This window comes from Lewinella sp. W8 (assembly GCF_004375085.3).
Classification (GTDB): domain Bacteria; phylum Bacteroidota; class Bacteroidia; order Chitinophagales; family Saprospiraceae; genus Neolewinella.
On the sequence record NZ_SNAQ03000003.1, the window covers coordinates 375,334 to 396,130 of the forward strand.

General features: G+C 55.5%; 16 protein-coding genes. 5 read left to right on the forward strand and 11 right to left on the reverse strand.

Annotation, left to right across the window (positions count from 1 at the left end):
- Nucleotides 1-175 precede the first annotated feature (175 nt).
- Nucleotides 176-598 carry an ACT domain-containing protein gene (locus E1J53_RS05730; protein ID WP_134271987.1) on the reverse strand — a complete coding sequence of 141 codons (423 nt, stop codon included), beginning with the start codon at nucleotides 596-598 and terminating at the stop codon, nucleotides 176-178.
- A 358-nt stretch (nucleotides 599-956) separates the two neighbouring features.
- On the opposite strand from E1J53_RS05730, the gene E1J53_RS05735 reads away from it, so the two are divergent.
- Nucleotides 957-2,708: a hypothetical protein gene (locus E1J53_RS05735; protein ID WP_134271988.1), complete on the forward strand. Its 1,752-nt coding sequence runs from the start codon at nucleotides 957-959 to the stop codon at nucleotides 2,706-2,708.
- Here E1J53_RS05735 and E1J53_RS05740 read toward each other — a convergent pair.
- Together E1J53_RS05740 and E1J53_RS05745 are read right to left on the reverse strand one after the other, a co-directional pair.
- Nucleotides 2,705-3,460 carry a hypothetical protein gene (locus E1J53_RS05740; RefSeq protein ID WP_134271989.1) on the reverse strand — a complete coding sequence of 252 codons (756 nt, stop codon included), beginning with the start codon at nucleotides 3,458-3,460 and terminating at the stop codon, nucleotides 2,705-2,707. The genes E1J53_RS05735 and E1J53_RS05740 overlap by 4 nt on opposite strands.
- 111 nt (nucleotides 3,461-3,571) lie before the next feature.
- Nucleotides 3,572-4,033 (reverse strand): sporulation protein, encoded by a 462-nt coding sequence (locus E1J53_RS05745; protein WP_134271990.1) that lies wholly within the window; start codon nucleotides 4,031-4,033, stop codon nucleotides 3,572-3,574.
- Between the two features lie 99 nt (nucleotides 4,034-4,132).
- On the opposite strand from E1J53_RS05745, the gene E1J53_RS05750 reads away from it, so the two are divergent.
- Nucleotides 4,133-5,059, forward strand: coding sequence for a DUF58 domain-containing protein (locus tag E1J53_RS05750; RefSeq protein ID WP_134271991.1), 927 nt, complete (start codon nucleotides 4,133-4,135; stop codon nucleotides 5,057-5,059).
- An 8-nt stretch (nucleotides 5,060-5,067) separates the two neighbouring features.
- Here E1J53_RS05750 and E1J53_RS05755 read toward each other — a convergent pair whose 3' ends face one another.
- The 4 genes from E1J53_RS05755 to prmA form a co-directional block, all read right to left on the reverse strand.
- On the reverse strand, nucleotides 5,068-5,505 hold the full coding sequence (locus tag E1J53_RS05755; protein WP_134271992.1) for a hypothetical protein: 438 nt from the start codon (nucleotides 5,503-5,505) through the stop codon (nucleotides 5,068-5,070).
- A 111-nt stretch (nucleotides 5,506-5,616) separates the two neighbouring features.
- The gene (locus E1J53_RS05760) at nucleotides 5,617-6,054 is read right to left on the reverse strand and encodes a hypothetical protein (RefSeq protein ID WP_134271993.1); all 438 of its coding nucleotides are present in this window, start codon (nucleotides 6,052-6,054) and stop codon (nucleotides 5,617-5,619) included.
- Nucleotides 6,055-6,192: 138 nt separating this feature from the next.
- Nucleotides 6,193-10,872: a hypothetical protein gene (locus E1J53_RS05765; protein ID WP_134271994.1), complete on the reverse strand. Its 4,680-nt coding sequence runs from the start codon at nucleotides 10,870-10,872 to the stop codon at nucleotides 6,193-6,195.
- A gap of 55 nt (nucleotides 10,873-10,927) precedes the next feature.
- Nucleotides 10,928-11,749, reverse strand: a complete 822-nt coding sequence (gene prmA / locus E1J53_RS05770; protein ID WP_173021379.1) for a 50S ribosomal protein L11 methyltransferase — start codon at nucleotides 11,747-11,749, stop codon at nucleotides 10,928-10,930.
- 699 nt (nucleotides 11,750-12,448) lie between these two features.
- Between prmA and E1J53_RS05775 the strand changes: the two genes are divergently transcribed.
- From E1J53_RS05775 to tilS, 3 genes are all read left to right on the forward strand, one after another.
- Entirely contained in the window at nucleotides 12,449-13,315 is an 867-nt protein-coding gene (locus E1J53_RS05775) for a hypothetical protein (RefSeq protein WP_134271996.1), read from the forward strand.
- A gap of 404 nt (nucleotides 13,316-13,719) precedes the next feature.
- Entirely contained in the window at nucleotides 13,720-14,193 is a 474-nt protein-coding gene (gene rlmH / locus E1J53_RS05780) for a 23S rRNA (pseudouridine(1915)-N(3))-methyltransferase RlmH (RefSeq protein ID WP_134271997.1), read from the forward strand.
- A complete protein-coding gene (gene tilS, locus E1J53_RS05785; RefSeq protein ID WP_134271998.1) occupies nucleotides 14,186-15,538 on the forward strand; it encodes a tRNA lysidine(34) synthetase TilS in 1,353 nt (450 codons plus the stop codon). Before rlmH ends, tilS begins: the two co-directional genes overlap by 8 nt.
- Before the next feature lie 35 nt (nucleotides 15,539-15,573).
- On the opposite strand, the gene E1J53_RS05790 is transcribed toward tilS, so the two are convergent.
- The 4 genes from E1J53_RS05790 to E1J53_RS05805 form a co-directional block, all read right to left on the reverse strand.
- The gene (locus E1J53_RS05790) at nucleotides 15,574-16,473 is read right to left on the reverse strand and encodes an OmpA family protein (RefSeq protein WP_134271999.1); all 900 of its coding nucleotides are present in this window, start codon (nucleotides 16,471-16,473) and stop codon (nucleotides 15,574-15,576) included.
- 92 nt (nucleotides 16,474-16,565) lie between these two features.
- Nucleotides 16,566-17,516 carry a carbon-nitrogen hydrolase family protein gene (locus E1J53_RS05795; protein WP_134272000.1) on the reverse strand — a complete coding sequence of 317 codons (951 nt, stop codon included), beginning with the start codon at nucleotides 17,514-17,516 and terminating at the stop codon, nucleotides 16,566-16,568.
- Nucleotides 17,517-17,787: 271 nt separating this feature from the next.
- A complete protein-coding gene (locus tag E1J53_RS05800; protein ID WP_134272001.1) occupies nucleotides 17,788-19,374 on the reverse strand; it encodes a S8 family peptidase in 1,587 nt (528 codons plus the stop codon).
- Nucleotides 19,375-19,492: 118 nt separating this feature from the next.
- Nucleotides 19,493-20,614, reverse strand: a complete 1,122-nt coding sequence (locus E1J53_RS05805; RefSeq protein ID WP_173021380.1) for a cytochrome c biogenesis protein — start codon at nucleotides 20,612-20,614, stop codon at nucleotides 19,493-19,495.
- Between the last annotated feature and the right edge of the window lie 183 nt (nucleotides 20,615-20,797).

Sequence of the window (20,797 nt, forward strand, 5' to 3'; positions counted from 1 at the left end):
TATTTTCTATCCGAAATGACCAAAAATTCCGGTGCTATCGCATGGCTTGCATTGCGGATCCTTTTTTGCCGATGGCCCCGAGTTCGGGTTGCTCATCGGGATCGTCGATTCTTTATAGAATGCGACGGCGCGCAGGTGCCAAACCAATTGGATCAAGCCGAGACCCTGGATCAGCCTATATATTTTCCAGCGGACCGGTCTTTTCAAGTTTTCGCAGCGCTTCAAGAGCATTCCGGCCGTCTTCTTCCGGCACAAAAATATGATCGTGGTGGTGCCCTGCCACTACGTTGCAGCTAATCCTCTCGCCGGCAAGAACCCGGGAAAAGGCCGCCGTCAGTCCGACGGAATCCAACGCGGAATGAACCTCCAGGGTAATCCAGGAGAATACGGGGGTCGCCGACAAGTTGTTCTTCAACGCAAAGGATAATGGTAAGATCAGGCTCACCCCTTCCGCTTCCCGAATCATCGCAACGGCCTCCTTTAGGGGGAGTTCCGCACGGTTGTCAAAAGTGGCGAAAACCCAACGGCCCTCCTGCAGGCGGGGCTTCAATCCGGCCAGTAAGTCCGACAGTTCAGCTGACGAAGTTTGAGATTTCATGTCTGGTTCTTCTGGACTCACCTCAGGAATATTAGGATGGATTCCTCCCCAACGAATATCGGGATTAAGGTGGTGAACTGAGTACAGACAATAGTGCCGGAGGATTTATAAGAAGTCTTTTTAGGTATAAACCCTACGGATTCAGGTAGTTTTACTTATTGCTCTGCGTTTAATCGGGCCATTACCTTTAGTACTGATCTAGAGGCTACTCTGCGGACATTTCCCATTATTCTCCCAGGCACCCGATTATTGAAGTAATTGAGTGACCGGGTAACAACGTCATTTTGCCGAATGATTTCCTTGCAGGCAAGTCCCTGGATTATCTAAACCCATTCTTCACTTACCACCCAGATCATTCATGGCCACCAGAAAAGCAGCAGCACCAACTGAAGAAACCACCCCCGCTCCCAAAGATAAATTTAAGGAAGTCTTTCCCGATCCACCGAAAGCCGCGGTTTGTACGCCGCCCGGTAAAATCGCCGAGGCCCTCAAGGGTAAATTACAGGGCCTGGCCGATGCTCAGGCCGCCATGGAATCTGGTAAGCCCGAAGAAATCACGGAAGAAAAGAAAAAGATTGTCGATCAGATTGCGGAGCAGAAGAACCACCTTAAGGTGGTCGACCGTTTGGTAACTTTTTATTCGGGGTTAGCCGATAGAAAGAACACCTCCCCCTACCTGGATACCAAATTGACGTTACCCACTTTCTCCGTTTTCAATAAGGCCCTGGAGGATACCGGAACTTACGTGGCTAGCTATAAGGAAAAGGCCACCGCGCTCAGTCCGCTGTTGATCACCTCGCTCAAATCTACGGCTACCCTGATTGACGGGATAGAAGAGCTTAAGAATACGCTGCTCGTGGTCCGGGAGGGAGCCGGAATCCCCTCCAACAACAGTGAAGGAGAGGTAGCAAATGATGAACTCACTGATTTGATCGAGGCCTCCCTTTACGTCAGGAAGAAGGGTTCAAATCTAAACATGCTTGCCCAGGTAGACCTGTTGGAAGAGCAATTGGAGACGCTAAACGATTCCATGAAAGCGACGGCCCAACAATTGCACGGTGGATTTGATGCGGAAAATATTGCTGAAGATTTTGCGGAAATTCTCCAACTGTCAAAGGATTTTCAGGCCCATATCGAAGAAAAACGGACGGGAAATGCGACTGGTCAGCAAACGATTCTCGATAAACTGAAGGAACTTCGGGCGTCGTTGTTTGCTCAACAGCCCCTGTTGGCCGCTGCCACCCAGAAAAATAACCTTAAGCAGGCTTACTTAGCCAACCAAGCAGGTGCTAGTATTCTGCGCATCTCCGTGGAGGCCAAGAAGGCCGGAGGAGACCAGGACGCCGTGCCCGTTGAACTGACGAAGGATAAAACGAACTTAAATAAAGCAAAAGACGAATGGGATAATGCCGTAAAGGCAGTTGAGAAAGTCGAAGCAGAAATTAAATTGCTGACCGCCAAAAAGGGAACCTATACTGGATACAGGGAAAGTTTAGAGCAAACAAAGAACCTGTACGGTAAACTGTACGGTGCCGTAAAGTCTTTTGCGGAAGAGTTGACCAAAATAAAGGGGACGATTTGCGAGGGAGATAACTGCCAATCCAATCAATTCCTGGGGCAGGTGAATACGAGCATAAAGCTCATCAACTACCTAAAACAAATGGAGGTCAGCCTTAATGAACTGATCAGAAAGGCGGAAGGGGAGTTTGACGAAAGTTACGTTGCTACCCTCTTACCGGTAAGAGAAAAACTGGAAGCCCTGGCCGAACCTGCGGCAGCCGTTTTGGAACAATTTGTGGGTGCCCTTAATGCGCTTAGTGAAACCACCTTAACCCTGGGACAACTGACCGATTTAGCCATTAAGCTACCCGGATACGCTGAGGGCGCAAATCCCAACGCGGAAGCCGATAAAATTCTCGGGGAAGAAGATACTTCCGATCAGAACACGCTGCGCGGCCGTTTGGCGGTGATTGAGAAAGACATTGAGTCCCTCAATAAGGAAGAAAGTGGAAAGCTCGACAAAGCCAAAAAGAAAGTCGAGGAAAAAGAAGGCGAATACGAAAATCAAAAGGCCAAATTCGACTTCAACATGATGCTGCTGGCCAGTTAGGGTTTAAAAACTTTCTGCAGGAAGGGAAAGGAGAAGTCTTTGCCCGCAGCACTAACCTGAAAGGTAAAGCTGGAAGCCTCGTCGTTTCGGGGGAAGACAACTTTTCCTACGGCGACTTCTCCGGGGCGGACCGTCGTGGTACGTAGGCTGTAGTCGAGCCAGAAGTAGCGGTTGTCCGGCCCGGGGATTTCCTGGCCGTCGGGAACGTAGTTCCGCTGGTTGTTCTGAATTTCGGCGCTGACGACGGAAAAGGTGATGGCGTCCGCGACGTTATAGGCCAGGGAAGAGACTACGGCATCAGTGGCCACGTCGTTGGTGATCGGAGCGTCTACCTCACTGGTAATGGCGGCCACCGTACCGGCCACCAGGAGGCCCGTCCCCACCCACGCCCAGGCGCGGTTGGATTTCATTTTCCGGACCGTTTCCACGTCCATGCTTAGCAGCTGCACTTCGGGGTTGATGGCCCGGGCCACGGGCCCGGCATCTCCCACCAACAAACAACTGGAGGGATCAAAATCAAAGGGTGAATCCCCTACGTTCTCCACCTCGAGATCAAAAACGAGATAGTCCTGGGTGGCGTCGTAATAGCTCACCTCGACGGAGACCTGCTGGTTAGCCTCCCGGAGAATGGCCGCTCCGTAGCGCATCCGGTCGGGCTCCTGCTCGGGTTCCAGGCGCACTACGCGCAAGGGGGTACAGGAAGTGAATAAAATCAATAGGGAAAAAAGGAACAGGTAAGGGCTTGTTTTCATGCTGGGGGCTTTAGTAATTCAGTTTCTAAAATCCCCCTTCCCGGGCATTTTTACAATGCTTCCCGCGGCTTTAACAGAAGTTTGACCATCCTGAAGGGGCGCGTTAACGGTCTATTCCAGGACCTTCTTGTCAAAGGGGTTCAGGCCTACTCCCTTCACCTGGGCTTCGGCCTCCACCCGGTATTCCGACCGGGCGTTGCGCAGCTTCCGGGCGGCCCAGGCGAGGCCGCCAAAGAGAAAATTCTTGTTCCCGAATTCGTCTACGGGAGACTGGACGGGGCTGAACTCGATCAGAAACGGCACTTCTACGGGGACACCCTCGGCAGGAACGGTAATTTCCTCGGAGATGATCTGTCGGCCCAATTCATATTCGTCCACTAGCTGTTCCTCTTCCCGGCCTCGACTGTACTTTTCAACGATGACGAGTTTGATGGCCGTTACGGTTTGTTCACTTTTGCTTACGAGGCGTACTTTGCCCGGCAAAGTACCCTGGGTCGGTTTAAATCCGGTAGGTAGGATGAGTTCCAGTTTGACTCCCTCAATACCTAACCACTGTTTGACTTTTCCTATCATAGGTGGGAAGTTAGTACGATGCGTACTTTAGCGATCGTTATACTCGACGAACAACCAGCAACAACCGATGGTTGGTTAGGCTGACCCCAAATAGCATGTATGCAACTCATTGACAACGAACAAGTCCGTAACCTTGGCAACTTTGAACTCCTCGCCCGCCAGGTCGTCGAGGGCTTCATCATCGGTTTGCACAAAAGTCCATTTCACGGCTTTTCCGTTGAATTTGCCGAGCATCGAATCTACAACCAGGGGGAACCCACCAGGAACATTGACTGGAAGGTCTTTGCCCGCACCAATAAGATGTACACCAAACGGTACGAGGAAGAAACCAACCTGCGGTGTCAGATTGTGGTGGATACCAGTTCCTCCATGTTCTTCCCCGAAGTGACCAAAACCTCCGAGGAGTACGTCAATAAGGCCCGTTTCTCCGCCCTGGCGGCTGCCAGTCTGATGAACCTTCTGCAGAAACAACGGGACGCTTTCGGCCTGAGCTTTTTTGACGAAAATGTAGGCTTACACACCCGACCAAAATCCAGCACCACCCACTACCGGCTGATGCTGACCTACCTGCAACAACTGGTGGAAAACCCCACCCGGGACCGGAAGACCGGTGCCGCCGACGCCCTGCATCAGATCGCCGAAAGTATCCATCGTCGGTCACTGGTCGTCATCTTCAGTGATATGTTTGATGATACCCAGAAAGAAGAAGAACTCTTCAGTGCGCTCCAGCACCTGAAGCACGCCAAGCACGAGGTGATCCTTTTCCATACCGTGGACAAGGCCAAAGAAATCGACTTTGAATTCGAGAACCGTCCCTACGAATTCATTGACCTCGAGTCCGGAGATCGGGTGAAACTGCAGCCCAAACAGGTAAAAGAATACTACGTCGAACAAGTGCAGGCCTACAAAGAGCGGCTGCGGTTAAAGTGCCTCCAGTATAAGATCGATTACATCGAAGCCGACATCAAGGCCGGCTTCCGCCCGATCCTGCAGCAATACCTGGTGAAGCGCAGTAAGATGGGGTAAGGCTATTTCTAGTAGTCGTAAAGCACCGACAGGTCGCTTCCCATCAGATTTAAGGTCACGGATTCTTCCCCCGCAGCCCGAAGGTCCACGATGTCAAATTGAACGGTGCGGGTGAAGAAGGCCAGGCACGCTTCGTCGTTGTCCAGCAGGAAGCGAATGCCCCGCTGCGGCGGCAGGGACTCGGCAATGGCGCTGCCCCCCACGAGTTCAAAGGTCCAGGAGTCTCCGCTACAGCCCGAGGCCCCGAAAGTCAGGAAGAGGCAGTCCCCGTCGACGGTCATTTCGGTAGGTTGGAAGTTGGCACTCTGGCCGTTGTCGAACAGGTCATCGTCGATAAAGGCCGCCTGCGGGCAGAGGCCGTTGCTGGGTTCGTCATCATCCGGTGGCCGGCAGCAGCCGGCGGCCAGCAAAAGGGCAAGCCCTCCGATTAGCGTGATAAGTTTCATGGATAGGTAGGTTTATGGGATTATTACGTTGCGCCAGGAGCGCATTGTCCAGATAGACGTTGCATTCCAGGAAAACGTTGGTGAATTACGGAAGCACCGTGCCGGTGACGGCTAAAAATTATACGCCACCGATAAATCCGTTCCCACTACGTTGAGGATGACGGTAGACTCTCCCGCCAGCCGCAGGGAAGTGACGTCGAATTCCGCCACCCCCTGTTCCACGGTGGGGCAACCTTCCGCATTGTTGAGCAGGAAGCGAATGGATCGCTCCGGAGGATCGGTTCCCAACACTAAACTGGAAGCGGCCAACGATAGCTCCCAGTTTGATTCTTCACACCTGGCTGCCCGAAAAGATACCGTAAGGCACTCATCACCGGCCGAAAGAGACAGGATGGACAGTTCATCAGAAGTAAAGGAACTTACCTGCTCCTCCCGGAATATCTGAATTGGATTACACGCCAGTGGAGGAGGTTCCCACACCAGATCATTTTTTTCGCATCCCGCAATCCAACCGCAGGCAATCAGTAATAAACAGCAGCGTAATCGCATAGTTAGGTGTCTCAGTTCTTTGGCCAAACGCAAGACCACGGCACCTGCGCTTGCGCCCAAATGCCCTTGCCTCTTGCACCCAGTTGTACTTTCCACTAAACGCAGCCTGCCCCAAAAACGCTGTACACGTCGTTCTGCCTACTTCTTGCCGAAGGCGTTCTGCACCCGACGCAAAAAGGTCTGGGCCGTTCCGGGACTGACCGGCAGAATTTCGTAGGTCTCCCCATCGTCCATTTTGAGGACCAGTTCATTGGCCTTCATGTTGTCCAGCTCGCTCATGAACTGGGTATTGTTGGAAACCACGTTGAGGATGCCGTCCCGGAAACCGTAAAAGTAGTACAACTCACTGGGGGATTTAACGTAAATGTACACCCGATCCTCACCGCCGGTGGTCATTTTCACCTCCACGTGAACTTCCAGCATTTTATTGATCGGATTACTCTTGATGCTGGCCACTCCGGTGAGCTTGTCGGTAGAGACGAAGGACTGGTAATCGCTGGACCACTTCAACTTCAACTGGCTGAGCAGGAAGGTATGGCGGTTAATCTGCTTGGGAACGTCGATGGTTCCGGCAGAAAGACCGGCGATGGCCGCGTCCCGCTCCCGGGAGGCCGGGAAGAGTGACTGTAGGCCCGCGCGGTAAAAGTCACCGTCGGTAACCAGGTTCAGCCCCGGAGACGCGAAGGAAGCGGACTTGATGTCGGTGACCATGAGGTTGATCAGCTTATCGGGGATGATGAGATCGATCGCCGTCATGGCTTTGACCAATACTTCCGGGTAAGCAGCGCCAACCGGTCCGTCGATGGTCAGCTTAACCCCTTCTTCCGCGGTGGCCGCCGTCGTATCGGGCTGGGGCTTTACTTCCTCTTCCAGCAGGAACATACTCGGTGCTTCCTCTTCTTCCTTTTTGGCTTCGGGTGCCGCAACCGGCTCGGGTTCCGGCTCTCGGCGGCTTTCGGTGGGCATGTCCATCTCTACGTCACCGTAGGACGTCATGGATACGTACTTCAGGCGACCACCAATCCCGAGCATACCGTTGCCGGAGACCTTTTTGGCGGCATTGTCCAGCACCATCAGGTTACCTCCCACGAGGGCGGGGTTCTTCACCCGGGCGCTATCGCCGAAGTAAAATTTATCCTGGGCCTGATTGTAGGTGAAAACGCCATTGGCGTCTAGGATGGCGTGGTCCTTCCGCTGATCCTTGGTCTGGACCATGCTGGGGTAAATCTGCCGGTAGGGCTTACTTAGGTAAAAGCCCGTAAACAGGGGCAGACCGTCCCGGTCTTTGGGGGAACTGATGTCCAGCGTAAGGTTCTTCTTATCCCCCTCGGAGCGGACGGTAAACCACTGTGCACCCGGCAGGCTTTCGGCTTCAATCTTCGCGTAGCCATCGAAGAAGAGGGATTCGCTACCCGAGTCAAGGTTGATTTCCCCGTAGAACTTGGTTTTATCGTCCACGTAAAAGGTGCTACCCTCGGCAATTTCACCCTCGGCCCGCGTGGCGGTTGCCTTCTCGTTGCGCTTGCCCTTGCCAATGCGGGCACCCACGATGTTCTGCAGCTCAAATTCCTGGGTGTGGGGACCAACGTTGTACTCGTAAAAGCCGGAGGCATTGTACTCTTTACGGCCCTTGATCCGGACGGTGGCCCGGTTGATGACGTGGTACTGGTTGACGGTATCCGCTACGATGCGGGCGTCGGTCAGCTCCGTGATTTGGGCGCCCGGCTCTACCCGGATTTTTTCGTCGCCGGGGTAAATCATCGCGTCGGCACTCTTCACGAAGGGTACGCCCTCCACATTGAGCATGCTCGTATTGATGTCGTAGGTGGCCGCCGTGCCGGTAAAGGTCAGGGAGTCCTGGTCCGGGTGGATACTGGTGAACCGGTCCTTGCCGATTTCGGCCTGGAAGGTGATGTTGCCCCCGGCCATGTCCCAGTCGAAGCGGTTAATGCTCGTCTTGAACTGGTTGTAGGGCATGATGGTCGCCAGGTCCGTAGAATTGTTCTGGAAGGAGGCGAGCTGTTTTTCGAAGTCGATGTCGGCGCGTACGTTCGTGGTGGAGAGCGCCAGGCGGTCGTCCGCCTCCAGGCTCTTGATGTTGACGTCAGCGGTATCGGCCATGGCGCTGTAGACACCAAAGTCCATGTCCTTGCTCGACATGTCCGCTGCCGACCAGCCCAGTTTACCGTTGCCCTTCAGGGCTTCCGGCGTAAGAACGAGTTCCCCGTTGAAGGTGTGTTCTCCCTGCTGAAACAGGTCGAAGGCTTCTTCACCCACCGACTGTACCAGCAGCGAGTCTCCGTAGGGCTTGAATGTGATGTTCACCTCCCTACCCCTTACCTGGGGTACTTCCCGTTCGGCGGTATTGGTTTCTTCCAGATCAAATTGGCGGGCACTGGCGGTCGTCTGCTCGGGAGTGAATTTGAGGTCCTCACTTTCAATCTCGGCTTCCAGGTAGCTGAGTCTGCCCTTGCCCTCCAGACCCCGGTTGCTGAGGATCACTTCACCCCGGTAGTTACCCCGGTCACCGTAAGTGTCCTGACCGTTCTCGTCGGTCTCGGTAATGAAGCCTAAGCTGCCGTCCTCCTGGATGCTGAGCACTTCTTCCATGTCGGGAAAAATGCCCCCGCTTACCAGTTTTCCGCCCAGTTCAACTTCCGGGGCCGTCAGACTGTCCAGACCGTTGAGACTGAAGGGAGCCAGCTCAAAGTAAAAACTGTCGCGGGCGTAGATGGAATTGGTGTCCGCCTGGTCGTAAAAGATGTAGGAAGTACCCTTCGTTTGCAGGGAGGGAAAGTACGGGATGTCTTCCGTGCCACTCTTGTTTTTGGGGGCATCGATGAGCAGGTACCCGTTCAGATGCTCAATGCGGCTTCCGGTACTTACCCGAGTCATCCCCTCTCCAATCACGTCGCCCTCGGGCAGGAAGAGATCGAAATACCGAACCGAATCCATCTTCACGTAGTAGGGAGCATACTTGAACTGAAAGTTCTTGCCCTCAAAGACCATTCCGCCGGCAAAAAGCTGTCCCGAGAAGTCAAAATCCCGGTCACCACTCAGAATCACCTGACTCCCGAGGGGCTTAATGGCAATCTGCTTTCGGCGATTGAACTCAATGGGTAGCACATTTTCAATGACTACCTGGCCGTTCTTCAGGTCGAAGTAGGCGTTGATGTCCTTGGTGCGGCTGATCAGCCGCAGGCGGTCATAGTCCTTTTCCTCCCGGCTTGATTCCACGTAGTGGCCCACCTTGGGGAGTAATTCGACCAGCTGCTCGTCCACGTTGTAGAGCAGGAACCCTTTGGTCTGCAGGTCGAAGAGCAGGGGCGCAATGTCCTCGGCCCGGAAGCTCCGGTTAAAGACCTGCGCCAAACGATCGGCGTCAATGATGTCATTACCTCCCTCCGGACCGTTCCGGAAGGCGTAAATGAGGTCGAGTGGGTTGGAGCGTGCGATGTCCCGAATCCGTAAGTATTCCGAAGTACTGAAGTAGTCCTTACTCTCAAAAACCACGTCGCTTTTTTCCTGGAAGGACACCGTTTTTTTACCCACCACGGCGCTGTCAGCCTGGAGGTAAATATCCAGGTGGTCCGCGTAGAGGTTGAGGTTGTTCTGGCTGTGGTAGAAGGGACTCTGGTCGGCGCTTGACTCGGTCCGCGTCAGGCTGACGACGCCCTCCGGAATGTCCACCTTCATCGTCACGCTGGGGTGATAGATGCTGTCCTTACCAACGTATATGGTCGTTTCTACACCCTGCCCGCCGATTCTTTCTCCTTGGCGGACGGTGAATCGCTTGGCCATGCCCCGTACGGTCTGCCCGTGGATCTGGTCCTGAATGCGCAGGGTTACTTTGGCCTTGCGCTCGTCGTCCCCGATGGCGTACACGGTGCTTCCCCGGAGTTCAAAGTTTCCGGCCAGATCGATTCCCTCCCCTACGTTCTTGATCTCCACGTATCCGTCGTCGGAGAGAAACTGGGGGTATTCGGCGCCCGAGCGGGCGCCCCCCGGCTGCACCTTATCGGTAAAGCTGCCCACAAGAATTTCGTCGCCAAAGTATTCGGGATACTGCAGATGCGCGGAGTCGGCCGTGTACAGGGTCCGGCGAACGTCGAGGTGATAGGAAACCAGGATAGCGAATACTTCTTCGGGGAGCCCCTGCTTCTGCCAGTCGGTTCTTCCACCCCGGCCATAGGCCATGCCTTCGGCCAGGTCAACGTCCAGGCGGGTTTCGGTAATGCGGATGGAGTCGTCCTTACCCATACCCACCAGGGTCTCGATACTGTCTACCGTCATGCGCAGACCGTCTTCGAAGCGGAAGCCGGGTTTGCCGCCCTTGACCAGCCAGCCGCTGCCGCTGCCGCCAGCGTCGAGGCGGTTCGTGTTCAGGAAGGTATTCACGGCGGAGAGCGTACTAACGATGGTATTGACCCGCACTTTTGGCGTAGCCATCAGCTGCGCGAAGCCGTCGTGGAATTCCTGAAAACGCTTTCCTTCGGTACCGTCCGTAGACGTCATTCCCGCCAGCGCTCCAAGGTAAGCGACGAAGCCGCTGCTGGGACTGATGCGTTTCTTGGCCAGTGAGATCACCGTTTGCCCGATGACCTGCTGTTGTTCTTCGGTGAAGGCCCCGCCGTAGAAGAGTCCGTTAAAGTTGACGAAGGCCTCCTTGGCGGTCTTGTTATTGGAGGCAGTCATCGTTTCCTCCAGCGCCTCCATGATGGAGGCCATCTCGGCGGTGGGCTCCAGGTCCGCGAGGGACTGGGCCTGCAGGGTGGTGCCAAAAACGATCAGAAAAAACAGGGTACGGACCAGACGCATATTGGTTCATGGGTTTTTGCGGTACCCAGCGCCGGATGCTCCTGCGCACTGAATACTACAAACGGGTAAACACAAAGGCACGCCAGTCTTCCCGCTGGCGTGTTTCCAGGTGCCGAAAACCGAGTTGGGTGAGGTGATGGACGAGTAAGGATTCATCCTTGGCAAGAATGCCGCTGAACAACGCCCTGCCTCCCGGTTCCAGGCGTTCGTACAACGTATCCGCGGTCGCTAAAATTACATTTCGGTTGATGTTTGCGAGGATGAGGTCATAGGGAGGACCATCGGGAACGTCATCGAGCGTTCCGTGGATGATGTGCCGTAGCGTCACGTCGTTTCTCCGGGCGTTTTCCGCCGTGTTTTCGGCGGACGGTGCTTCAATGTCTACGGCATCTACCGGTCCGGCACCGAGACGGGCCGCCAGGATAGCCAGCACCCCCGTTCCCGAACCGTAGTCGAGGACGCGTACCCCCGCCGGAGGGTGTTCCAGCAGCAGCTCACACATCATGTAGGTAGTGGCGTGGTGCCCGGTGCCGAAGGCCATTTTGGGGGTAATCACCAACTCTTGAGAAATGTCGGGATGGGGATCGTGAAAATCCGCCCGGATAAAGAGTCGGTCGGCCACGCTCAGGGGCTGAAACTGGCTCTCCCACACTGCGTTCCAGTTCTTTTCGGGCAGCTCGGCGAAGCGATAGTCGAACGGATAGGTTGCCCGCAGTCCCTCCAGCACCCTGACCCAGCGCTCGTGATCGGCGGAGAGGGCGAAGGCGGAAAGTCCGGCATCGGTTTCTTCAAAGCTGTCGAAGCCCGCATCACCGAGGAAGGCAATCAGGATGGGAACCAGCTCCTGGGAGGTCGTAAGGTCGTATTGGTGGTACACCGGCGTAGGTTTAGGCAGCGAAGGTAGGGGGTAGCCGTGAATTGGGGCTCGGGTGGTGGTCCAGAGTTTAGCCAGGTGCGTTTGAAAGCGCCAGTGGGAAGAAGCGGGCGACGGTCCCGAGTTCCGTAACTCGTCGGAATCGTCGATTCTTACAGCATGCGACGGAGCCCCGGTAGAGCACGAGGGCGCAAGCGCGCGGGTGCCGTGGATTATTGGAAGAGCAGGGGAATGGAATGGCGATTACCTACTATCAAAAACACCTCATTCGGTAAATATTAAGCAGACATGCCGGTAGACATCTTTATCAAACCAATGGGGAAGACAAAATGAAAAGATGATTAGTGGACTACGAGCGAGACTTGGTCAATAGCGTTTCAGGTATTTATTCTGGACTTCGTGAGAGACGCTGCTTTCAGCAAAAAAGTGATAGTTTTGCACCGAAAACTAAAGGTAAATGAACAACAACACGTAAAGCTAAGTCCACTGGCGGTGATCGGGCACCCTACCCTAGTGTATGCCCCCGTAAAACCCGCTTCGATGCACATGCTTGACGTCCTCAAATTTTATCAACGCGCCAAAACATTCATCCTCGTAAAGCCACTCTTCGTCCCCGATAAACTAATGATATAGCCTCGCCAACAACCTTTTATCGCGTTTCCTGCTCTCCCCCCCTTCGGATTTTAAAAAATCCTCAGAAATATGCAGCACAAGAACAGTCTAGAAAAAGCCAATCAAGTCCTCGCCCAGTACGCCGTTAACCTCGGGGACCCCGTTTATCCAGGCCCCGATGAAGTAAAAAAGACGTTGGCGGAGTTTGAGTTCCGGCAAACGCATGATTCCTTTTTCCTGTACTTCGATGTTCGCCAGAGCCGGATCAAGCGGGTGGGCAGCAACCTGAAAAAGGTACTGGGCATTTCGCATCTGGACTGGGAGGGGTGGATGGGACTAATCCACCCAGATTTCGTCTCCATCTACACTGAGTTTGGGTTTGCGGCCTACCAGGCCAGCCTGAAGTACGCCAAGGAAATCAAGGAGACCAATGCTTCGTATTCCATCAATTTACCGTTGCAACGCACCTTTCCCGACGGCACGAAGGAATACTGGCTCGTGAAGCAAAGCGCCTACCCCTTTGAGTTTGACGCCAACGGGATGATGGTCTCCCACCTGAACACCTACACCCTGATCAGTCGCTTCGATCAGTACACGCCCATGCAGCCCTTCGTATTATTTGACTACGAAACCCAGGATGAGGTGGGCGCCGAAATCCGGGCGCTGACCCGGAAGAGTGTGATGGGATTGTTTTACCCCCAACTGGCCACCAGGCACCAGACTACCCTGCTGTCCTACTGGGAAGAGTTCTCGAAATTCAAATTCGATCTTGCTCCCATGCCCAATTCTTTGAGCATCGCGGAACAGCTGAAGAAAAGCCAGCAAACCATCCTGGACTACAATAAGGCAATTTTGGAAGCCTCACGGGAGTCCTTCCCGCTGAGTGAATTCACCGACATCAGATCCGTGGTATCCTTTCTTTTTCATTTGTTTGGTCCTGTCCACCAGGGAAAGTAGTGGCGAGATCAGTTACCGATAATAAAGTGTTCGATTTAGGCCACCTGGAGTTTCCTTTCCCCGAAAGGAAGCCCAATCTGTTCCGGGTTTGCGGGCCACTTTTGGTTAAGACTGACCGCAGATAGCAAGATCCTGGCAATCACTTAGAGCTTGTTTGGATTTTGGTCGTCTGGCCGAATTTGAGAATTTTTTGGTGGTAGCAAGGCGGGAAAACCGGAGTATAGCAGCGCTAAATGAGGATTTTCCCAACGAAGCTAGCGCCAAAAAAGGCCAAATGGAGGTCGATTATTAAAGTCCAAACAAGCTCTTAGTTAGTATGGTCGCCTTTCGGGGAAAGGCGACGCCAGGGATGATCATACCACAACAAGGAAGTTTCTCCACCCAACCCATACCTTTACCACCCCATGAAGGTACAGGTCTACTACATCGGCAAAACCAGTGAACGCTACCTGCAGCAGGGCGAGGCCATCTACGCCAAGCGGCTGAAGCACTACCTGCCGATCAGTTTTGAGATTATCCCCGACGTAAAGGGCGGGGGTAAGCTCCCGTCGGAACAGCTCAAGGAGCGGGAGGGCGAACTGGTAATGGCCCGCCTGAAATCAGATGACCGACTGATCCTTCTGGACGAGGGTGGAGAATACTTCGGGAGTGTAGCCTTTGCGAAGTGGCTGGACAAACAGCTGCAACTACCCTTCCGCCGGCTGGTGTTCGTAGTGGGCGGGGCGTTCGGTTTTTCGCCCGCGCTCTACGCGCGGGCCAACGCCAAGCTTAGCCTGAGTAAAATGACCTTCAGCCACCAGATGATTCGCCTGTTTTTCGCCGAACAACTCTACCGGGCCATGACCATCCTGCGGGGTGAAAAGTACCACAATGAGTAGTTCCGATGCTGTCACCGCCGCCTTTCTGGCGGCCATGGAGCGGACCGTCGGGCCGGATGAACCGCTGTTGCTCGCCTGCAGTGGCGGCATGGACAGCGTGGTCCTCGCGCACCTGCTCCACCGGCACCAGTACAATTTTGCCGTGGCCCACTGCAATTTTCAACTGCGGGGCGAAGCCTCCGACGGTGACGAACGCTTCGTGGCGGAAATGGTCACGAGGATGAAGGTCAGTTTCCATACTCGCGCATTTCCGACGAAAGCACTACAGCGGTCGGGAGAAAGTCTACAAATGGCAGCTCGTAGAATTCGGTATGATTATTTTCAGGAATTACTGGATGAGTATAATTACCAGTACCTACTGACGGCCCACCACCTGGACGACGGGCTGGAAACCCTACTGATCAATCTTGGTCGGGGGACGGGGATCGCCGGCCTCCGCGGGGTGGTGTCTTCCGGTAAGCTCCTCCGTCCGTTGCGCATGGTTTCGCGACAAGACCTGGCGACCTATGCCCGGGAGCACCAGATTCTTTGGCGGGAAGATGCCTCCAACCAGAAGGACGTCTACCTACGCAACCAGGTACGACATCACGTGATACCGGTGATGAAGGAGGTGATGCCACGGCTGGAAAGCAGCCTACCCGGCACCCTGAAAAAAATTCAGGTTCAGTTCAGTTTGCTGGAACGGGGACTGCAACTACTCTGGGAGCAGGCCGCCCGCCGCGACGGCGACCGCTGGACGGTGACCCTGGGGCAACTGCCGGACAAACCGGAAGAACGGCTGTACCTGCTGGAACACTTCCTGGACTTTGCGGGCCTGGACCGGGCCCAGTGGATGAAAGGACTGGCGGCCGAAAACCGGACCACGCTGGTCAGTGCCACCCACCAGGCATACTTTGCGGAGGGGAGACTGGAACTTACTCCCCTGCCCGATCCGGCCCCGGAGCTCCACCTGGAGTGGGAGGATCTTCCCTACGAATTTGCCCTTGGCGAAGATACCTGGCGGATGGAAGTCATTCCTCCGCCAGCGGTATTCGAGAAGACCAATGACGTTCATTATTTGCGCCTGGCTCCCGAAGATTTCCCCTTGCACCTGCGGTCACGCCAAACGGGCGATCACTTCCAACCCTTTGGCATGCGGGGGCAGCGGCAGTCACTGAAGGACTTCATCACCAACCATAAACTGAGCCAGCAAGCGCGCAACGAGCTGCGAGTACTGACTACCCAGCACGGGGAAATTGCCGCGGTGATCGGATTCCGCATCGCGGATAATTTCGCCGTCACGGACGGGGATCAACAAATCCTTCGCCTATCCAGAAGACAAAAAAATAGCCCCACCCGTCGGTAACGGATGGGGCTACGGTGGCGGTAAATACCGCTAATCTATTCCGGAATGTTGTCCGGGTTCAGAAGGTCGTAGAACTGGTTCAGCTTGGGCAGCAGAATGATGCGCGTACGACGGTTGGTGGCGCGGCCTTCGGCCGTGTCATTGGTCGCCAGGGTGTTGAATTCCCCGCGACCGGCAGCAACCAGGCGGTTGGGATCAATACCGTGATCATTTTGGAGCGAGCGGACCACGGAAGTGGCGCGAAGGACGGAGAGGTCCCAGTTATCGCTGATACAGTTGGTGTTGATGCTCACGTTGTCCGTGTAGCCTTCCACCATGAGCTCCAGGTTCGGGCGGCTCTTGGCGATGGCGGCGATCTTAGCCAGTACTTCACTGGCCCGGTCGGTAATCTTGTAGGAGCCACTCTGGTAGAGCATTTTATCGGACAGGTTGATGTACACCACCGTTTTGTCTACCCGGATATTGACGTCATCGTCTTCGATGCCGTCCTTCAGCACGTTCTTGAGGTTAACGGCGAGCGCCAGGTTGATGGAGTCGGCTTTGGACTTGGCGGCCTGCAGCAGACGGATGTACTTGTCCTTGGTTTCCAGCTGGGCCAGGGTACGGTCGATGTTCTGACTGGCCGACTGGCTGAGTACGGTCAGATCACCTACCTGGGTGGCCTGTTGCTCCCGTTGCAGTTTCAGGTCCTGAATTTGTTCCTCGCGAATCCTCACCTGAGTTTCCGCGTTCTGTACCTGACCCTGGAGCGCCGTTTCCCGGCGTTCGCATTCCGCGAGTCGCTGGGCGTACCGGTTAAGTTCCATGTCACGCTTGGAAATTTCTTCTTTCTGACGGGCAAGTTCGGCCTGGGCGCTGTCGTATTGCTTCTTGCTTACGCAGGAACTCAGCCCGACGGTGAAGGCCAAACAAAAAATAATTGCTAGCTTATTCATTGGGTGTGGTTGGTTAATGTTGTTCTGAAAGATGGTTTAGTTCCGATGATGCTTGAAACAAGCCCCGGGGAGCCCAGGTTGGGTTTTTTGGCCTAATCGGAATAATTTTTTATCCGGATCGTCGACTGGCGATCCCGGTTGATGGTAAGTTGGGTGACGTCCGGACGGGAATAGTGACCGGCGGGATCAAAGTTTTGCCGCTCCCGGACTACGGCCCGTGGATCCAGCTCCGCAAACACCAGGCTTTCCTTACCGGCGATGGGTTCAATGATCCAGCTTCCGTCCGGAGCGGCCAGACAGGAGCCCCCGTCCGCCGGCATGTCCGGGAAGTTGGCCGCAATCAGTTCTCGGTGAGGAATCCCTGCGGGAATGTCTTCCTTGCTCATCAGTCCACTGACCGAAACGCAGTAACTCCTCCCCTCCCGGGCCAGAAATCGGGTCAACACTTCCGTGTTGCGGACGTTACCCGGCCAGATGGCCACGTGGAGACTTTCCCCGAGCCCGTACAGCGCGGCACGCGGTAGCGGCATCCAGTTTTCCCAGCAGTTAAGTCCGCCAATTTTGAAACCCGCCAGTTCCTGCACCCGCAGGCCGTGACCATCTCCGGGGCTCCACACCAGTCGTTCTTCGTAGGTGGGTTGCAGCTTGCGGTGGACGTTGGCAATCGTGCCGGACTGGTCTACGTAAACCAGGCTACAGTAACAAGAGAAGCCTCCCCGATCTCGGGGCCGCTCCAGTACCCCGACGATGGCCGCGATTTGCTGTTCCCGGCAAATGGCACACAGCGGGTCCAGGTCTCCGCGTTCGAGGTCAACCGCTTCCTGCGCGTAATGGGCGAAAATGTCCTTCTGCACCGGATCGTTGAATCTGGCTCCCCCCGTTCCGTCCAGCCAGAAGGGATATCCGGGTAGGATGGTTTCCCCGAACACCACGAGTCCGGCCCCTTCTTTCGCGGCTCGGCTCACGTAGTCCATAATCTTATCCAGGGTTGCCTGGCGGTCCAGCCAAACGGGGGCAATTTGGGCCAGTGCGATCTTAAGCATGTGGGTATTTTTGGTCGGGGCAGCAGGGAAAGTCTTGCAAACGCATCAGGAGGGTGGTAAAGTACTTCACAAAGGAGGAACTCTCTGATCCACCTTCCAGGCGATTGACGTTTTCCGTCACTGCTTTAGACGTTCGGTAGCCGGGAGGATTACTCCTCAATCCGTAATTTTTCTTCGGGGAGCATCAAGAAAATAAAGGGCATAAAACACCATTTATTCGCCTGGATAAAGACGTTAGTCTCCAAACCGAACCACTACCAAAATCCAATATTTAGCGAACGATAAGGGGATGGTGACTGACCTGTTCCCGGTCCCGGACGGAAACCAAATACCAACCCGCCGCAAGTTGCGCCACGGGAAGCCGAAGGCGGACGGGTACCCCGGCAAGTCTTTCGGGACGTTCGTGGTGCACCTGACGGCCAAGCGCGTCGTACACCGTGACCGTAGCCGTGGGGGTAAGAAGGAGGGCATTCGTCCGGATTTCCACTTCCGTATCCGCCGGATTCGGCACGAGGGCGTCAATGGCGAAGGTACCCGCCCGGTCTTCGTTGCAGAAGTCGATGAGTCTGGCCTGGGCGGCCGCAACGTCGAGTACGCCCCCCGTGGCGGTTCTTGTCGTCAGCGAAAGATTAGGCGCGGTGCTGGAAAGGATGGCTTCCCGGACGAGCAGCGCCGCCGTGGCGGGATCCTCCCGGGCCATATCCAGCAGCATCGGGCAGGGCGTGGCGTAAAGCAGAGCGATGGCGCCCGTGACGTAGGGCGCCGCAGCGCTGGTGCTGCCGAAGGGACCGTAGCGGTTGTTGGGGAGGGTGGAATAACTTTCTTCTCCCGGGGCGGCCAAATCAACGTTTTCCTCTCCGAAGGCGGAGGAATCAAATAATCGGTCGTTGACACTCAGGTTGGTCACGCCAATGAGGTACTCCGACGGGCAGTCGGTTGGCATATCGCCAACCACGTCGACGTCCCAGGGGCGGTTGGCCGTACTGGCGGCCGTCAGGATGCCCTCCCGGCCGAGCTCGTCGTAAAGACTGCCCCAAACGGGGTAATCGGAACAACTATCACCCTCCACCCCGAAGCTGGCGTTGGTGGCAACCACGAAGGCTCCTTCCCGTCCGTCCGTTTCGTTGTAGCGCCGTCGCTGGTCAAGGACGTAGCCGTAGGCGGCGATGATGTCGCCCACGGACTGAATGCTGAAGAGCATCATGGATAAATCCCAGTTGGTGCCACTGACACCCCGACCGTTATTACCGCGAGCCCCCAATTGGCCGATGACCTGGGTGCCGTGGGTGCTGACCGGGAAGGTCGCTGCGTCGTCGGTAAAATTCCAGCCACGGAGATCGTCCACAAAACCATTGCCATCATTATCAACGCCGTCGTTGGCAATTTCACCGGGGTTTCGCCAGAGGTTGTCCCGCAGGTCGCTGTGCTCCACGTCGAAGCCCGCATCCAGCACGGCCACGACGATGTGTTGCCCGTCGGTAGTTTGCCCGCCGGTGGTAAGGTCCCAGGCTCCGGCAAATCCGGCCCGAAAAAGATTGTTCTGTTCCGAGGCGTAGAGGGGGTCGTCCGGGTCCGTGCGGAAATCCACCGGACGATTTCTTTCCCAGGCAAGGACGCCCGGCTGTCGCTCAAGGATACTTAGCCCGCGCTCCAAAGCAACTTCATCCGGAAAGCGGAGAAGCTCGACGGACAGCTTTTTCACCAGCCATTCCCGTTTACTCGCCTCCGGGAGGTCAACCTTTTTGGCCATCCCCTCCCCCGTCCAGCGAACGATCAGCTCGGTGGACTGCCCCGACAAAAACGAAGTTGTCAAGACGAGGAAAGACTGGATGAGTAAAATTGACCAATACTGTTTCATGAAGTGGCACTTGGCCCACGAAGATAGGATGAGCGGTTTCGTCGGACTGGGCGGGGCTCCCCTTCCGTCGGGAAGTTGACGATATTAATTGCCGAACCGGAGCCCGAACCAGCGTTGTTTAGTCACTCAGGTCCAGGCGCTGTCGTAGTAATCTTGCCCGGTAGCTGAGGGTGGCCATCCAGGTTCCGAAGAGGGTCCAGCCGATGATGATGGGATAGAATACCATCCGCATCGTATTGTCCAGGTCTTCGCCACCGAAGGCCGGGTTGCCGGCGGCGCCGGGGTGAAGGGAATTACCCGACAGCCGGGGAAGGATGTAGATGAGGGGGATCAGACAGGCGAAGGCAAAGATATTGTAGGCCGCACTGAGCCGGCCACGCTGTTCGGGGTCCGGGAAACTGGCCCGGAGCACGAAATAGCCCGCGTAGATGAGCAGGGCGATGAGGGTGGTAAATTGCTTGATGTCCCAGTTCCAGTAGCTGCCCCAGGTGTACTTGGCCCAGAGTGCTCCGGTGGTAAGGCCGAGGATGCCGAAAAGCATCCCGACACTGGTGAAGGCTACGGACCACAGGTCGGCTTTCTCCCGGAGCGTAACGACCGTGGGAAGGGCTTCGGTACTGGTTTGACGTCGAAGGTGCTTAACGGCCTGCACGACGGCCACCACGAAGAGGATGATCATGGCGAACCACAGGCTGACGTGGAAGTAGGTATTGCGGATGGTTTCCATCAGCAGTCCGCGGAACGGATAGGTGATCCGCGGAGTGGCGTGGAGGTCGCCGGACTTCATGCTGGTGGCGGTCCAGGCCTGCCGGGCGTCGTTCAGGTTATTCGGGGGGGTAGGCTGCCGGACCGTCAGGGCCCGGGGATCGACGAAGGCGCCGTCCTCCGGGGAGGTCATGATCAGGGGCAGCTCCAGGGAGCTCACCGTATCCGGAAGGAAGGCCGGCAAATCGAAGGTCAGGCGGGCCCGACGGTCATCGATGATTTCTACGGAACGAGCCTCCAGGCTCAAATCTTCTCCGGCTCTCAACCAGCCCCGCACGGCACCTGCGGGCACGCCCAAAAAACTGGTGTTATAGCCCAGCACTTCCAGCTCTATGGTTTCTCCCAGGTTCGCCGTCGACGGGCTAACCGACAGGAAGTTCGGTTTCAGGGGCACGAGCATGCCAAAACCAATGCCGTAGAGGACCAGAATAACTCCGAGGACCTTCCACCAGGAACGCTGCATGAATTTTTCCATGCCGCCAAATTAGCGCATTATTGGTCATCCGGAGTAACCCACGGCTCCGAGAGAAAAGAATTGACCGAAAGTCTACTTTTAAAGGAGAAGGACGCGAAAAAACCACCGCCTCCCGGCGGCAACCTTAAGCACTTCGATCGTGTTTAGGATCAGAATTGGAAATCCAGAAACCCAACAGACCAT

What these genes read in the sequence shown, in the direction of transcription:
- E1J53_RS05795 (WP_134272000.1), bottom strand. Translation starts at nt 17,516, where the DNA reads ATGCTTAAGATCGCACTGGCCCAAATTGCCCCCGTTTGGCTGGACCGC.
- E1J53_RS05800 (WP_134272001.1), bottom strand. Translation starts at nt 19,374, where the DNA reads ATGAAACAGTATTGGTCAATTTTACTCATCCAGTCTTTCCTCGTCTTG.
- tilS (WP_134271998.1), top strand. Translation starts at nt 14,186, where the DNA reads ATGAGTAGTTCCGATGCTGTCACCGCCGCCTTTCTGGCGGCCATGGAG.
- E1J53_RS05805 (WP_173021380.1), bottom strand. Translation starts at nt 20,614, where the DNA reads ATGGAAAAATTCATGCAGCGTTCCTGGTGGAAGGTCCTCGGAGTTATT.
- E1J53_RS05740 (WP_134271989.1), bottom strand. Translation starts at nt 3,460, where the DNA reads ATGAAAACAAGCCCTTACCTGTTCCTTTTTTCCCTATTGATTTTATTC.
- E1J53_RS05775 (WP_134271996.1), top strand. Translation starts at nt 12,449, where the DNA reads ATGCAGCACAAGAACAGTCTAGAAAAAGCCAATCAAGTCCTCGCCCAG.
- E1J53_RS05755 (WP_134271992.1), bottom strand. Translation starts at nt 5,505, where the DNA reads ATGAAACTTATCACGCTAATCGGAGGGCTTGCCCTTTTGCTGGCCGCC.
- E1J53_RS05765 (WP_134271994.1), bottom strand. Translation starts at nt 10,872, where the DNA reads ATGCGTCTGGTCCGTACCCTGTTTTTTCTGATCGTTTTTGGCACCACC.
- E1J53_RS05745 (WP_134271990.1), bottom strand. Translation starts at nt 4,033, where the DNA reads ATGATAGGAAAAGTCAAACAGTGGTTAGGTATTGAGGGAGTCAAACTG.
- rlmH (WP_134271997.1), top strand. Translation starts at nt 13,720, where the DNA reads ATGAAGGTACAGGTCTACTACATCGGCAAAACCAGTGAACGCTACCTG.
- E1J53_RS05730 (WP_134271987.1), bottom strand. Translation starts at nt 598, where the DNA reads ATGAAATCTCAAACTTCGTCAGCTGAACTGTCGGACTTACTGGCCGGA.
- E1J53_RS05750 (WP_134271991.1), top strand. Translation starts at nt 4,133, where the DNA reads ATGCAACTCATTGACAACGAACAAGTCCGTAACCTTGGCAACTTTGAA.
- E1J53_RS05735 (WP_134271988.1), top strand. Translation starts at nt 957, where the DNA reads ATGGCCACCAGAAAAGCAGCAGCACCAACTGAAGAAACCACCCCCGCT.
- E1J53_RS05760 (WP_134271993.1), bottom strand. Translation starts at nt 6,054, where the DNA reads ATGCGATTACGCTGCTGTTTATTACTGATTGCCTGCGGTTGGATTGCG.
- E1J53_RS05790 (WP_134271999.1), bottom strand. Translation starts at nt 16,473, where the DNA reads ATGAATAAGCTAGCAATTATTTTTTGTTTGGCCTTCACCGTCGGGCTG.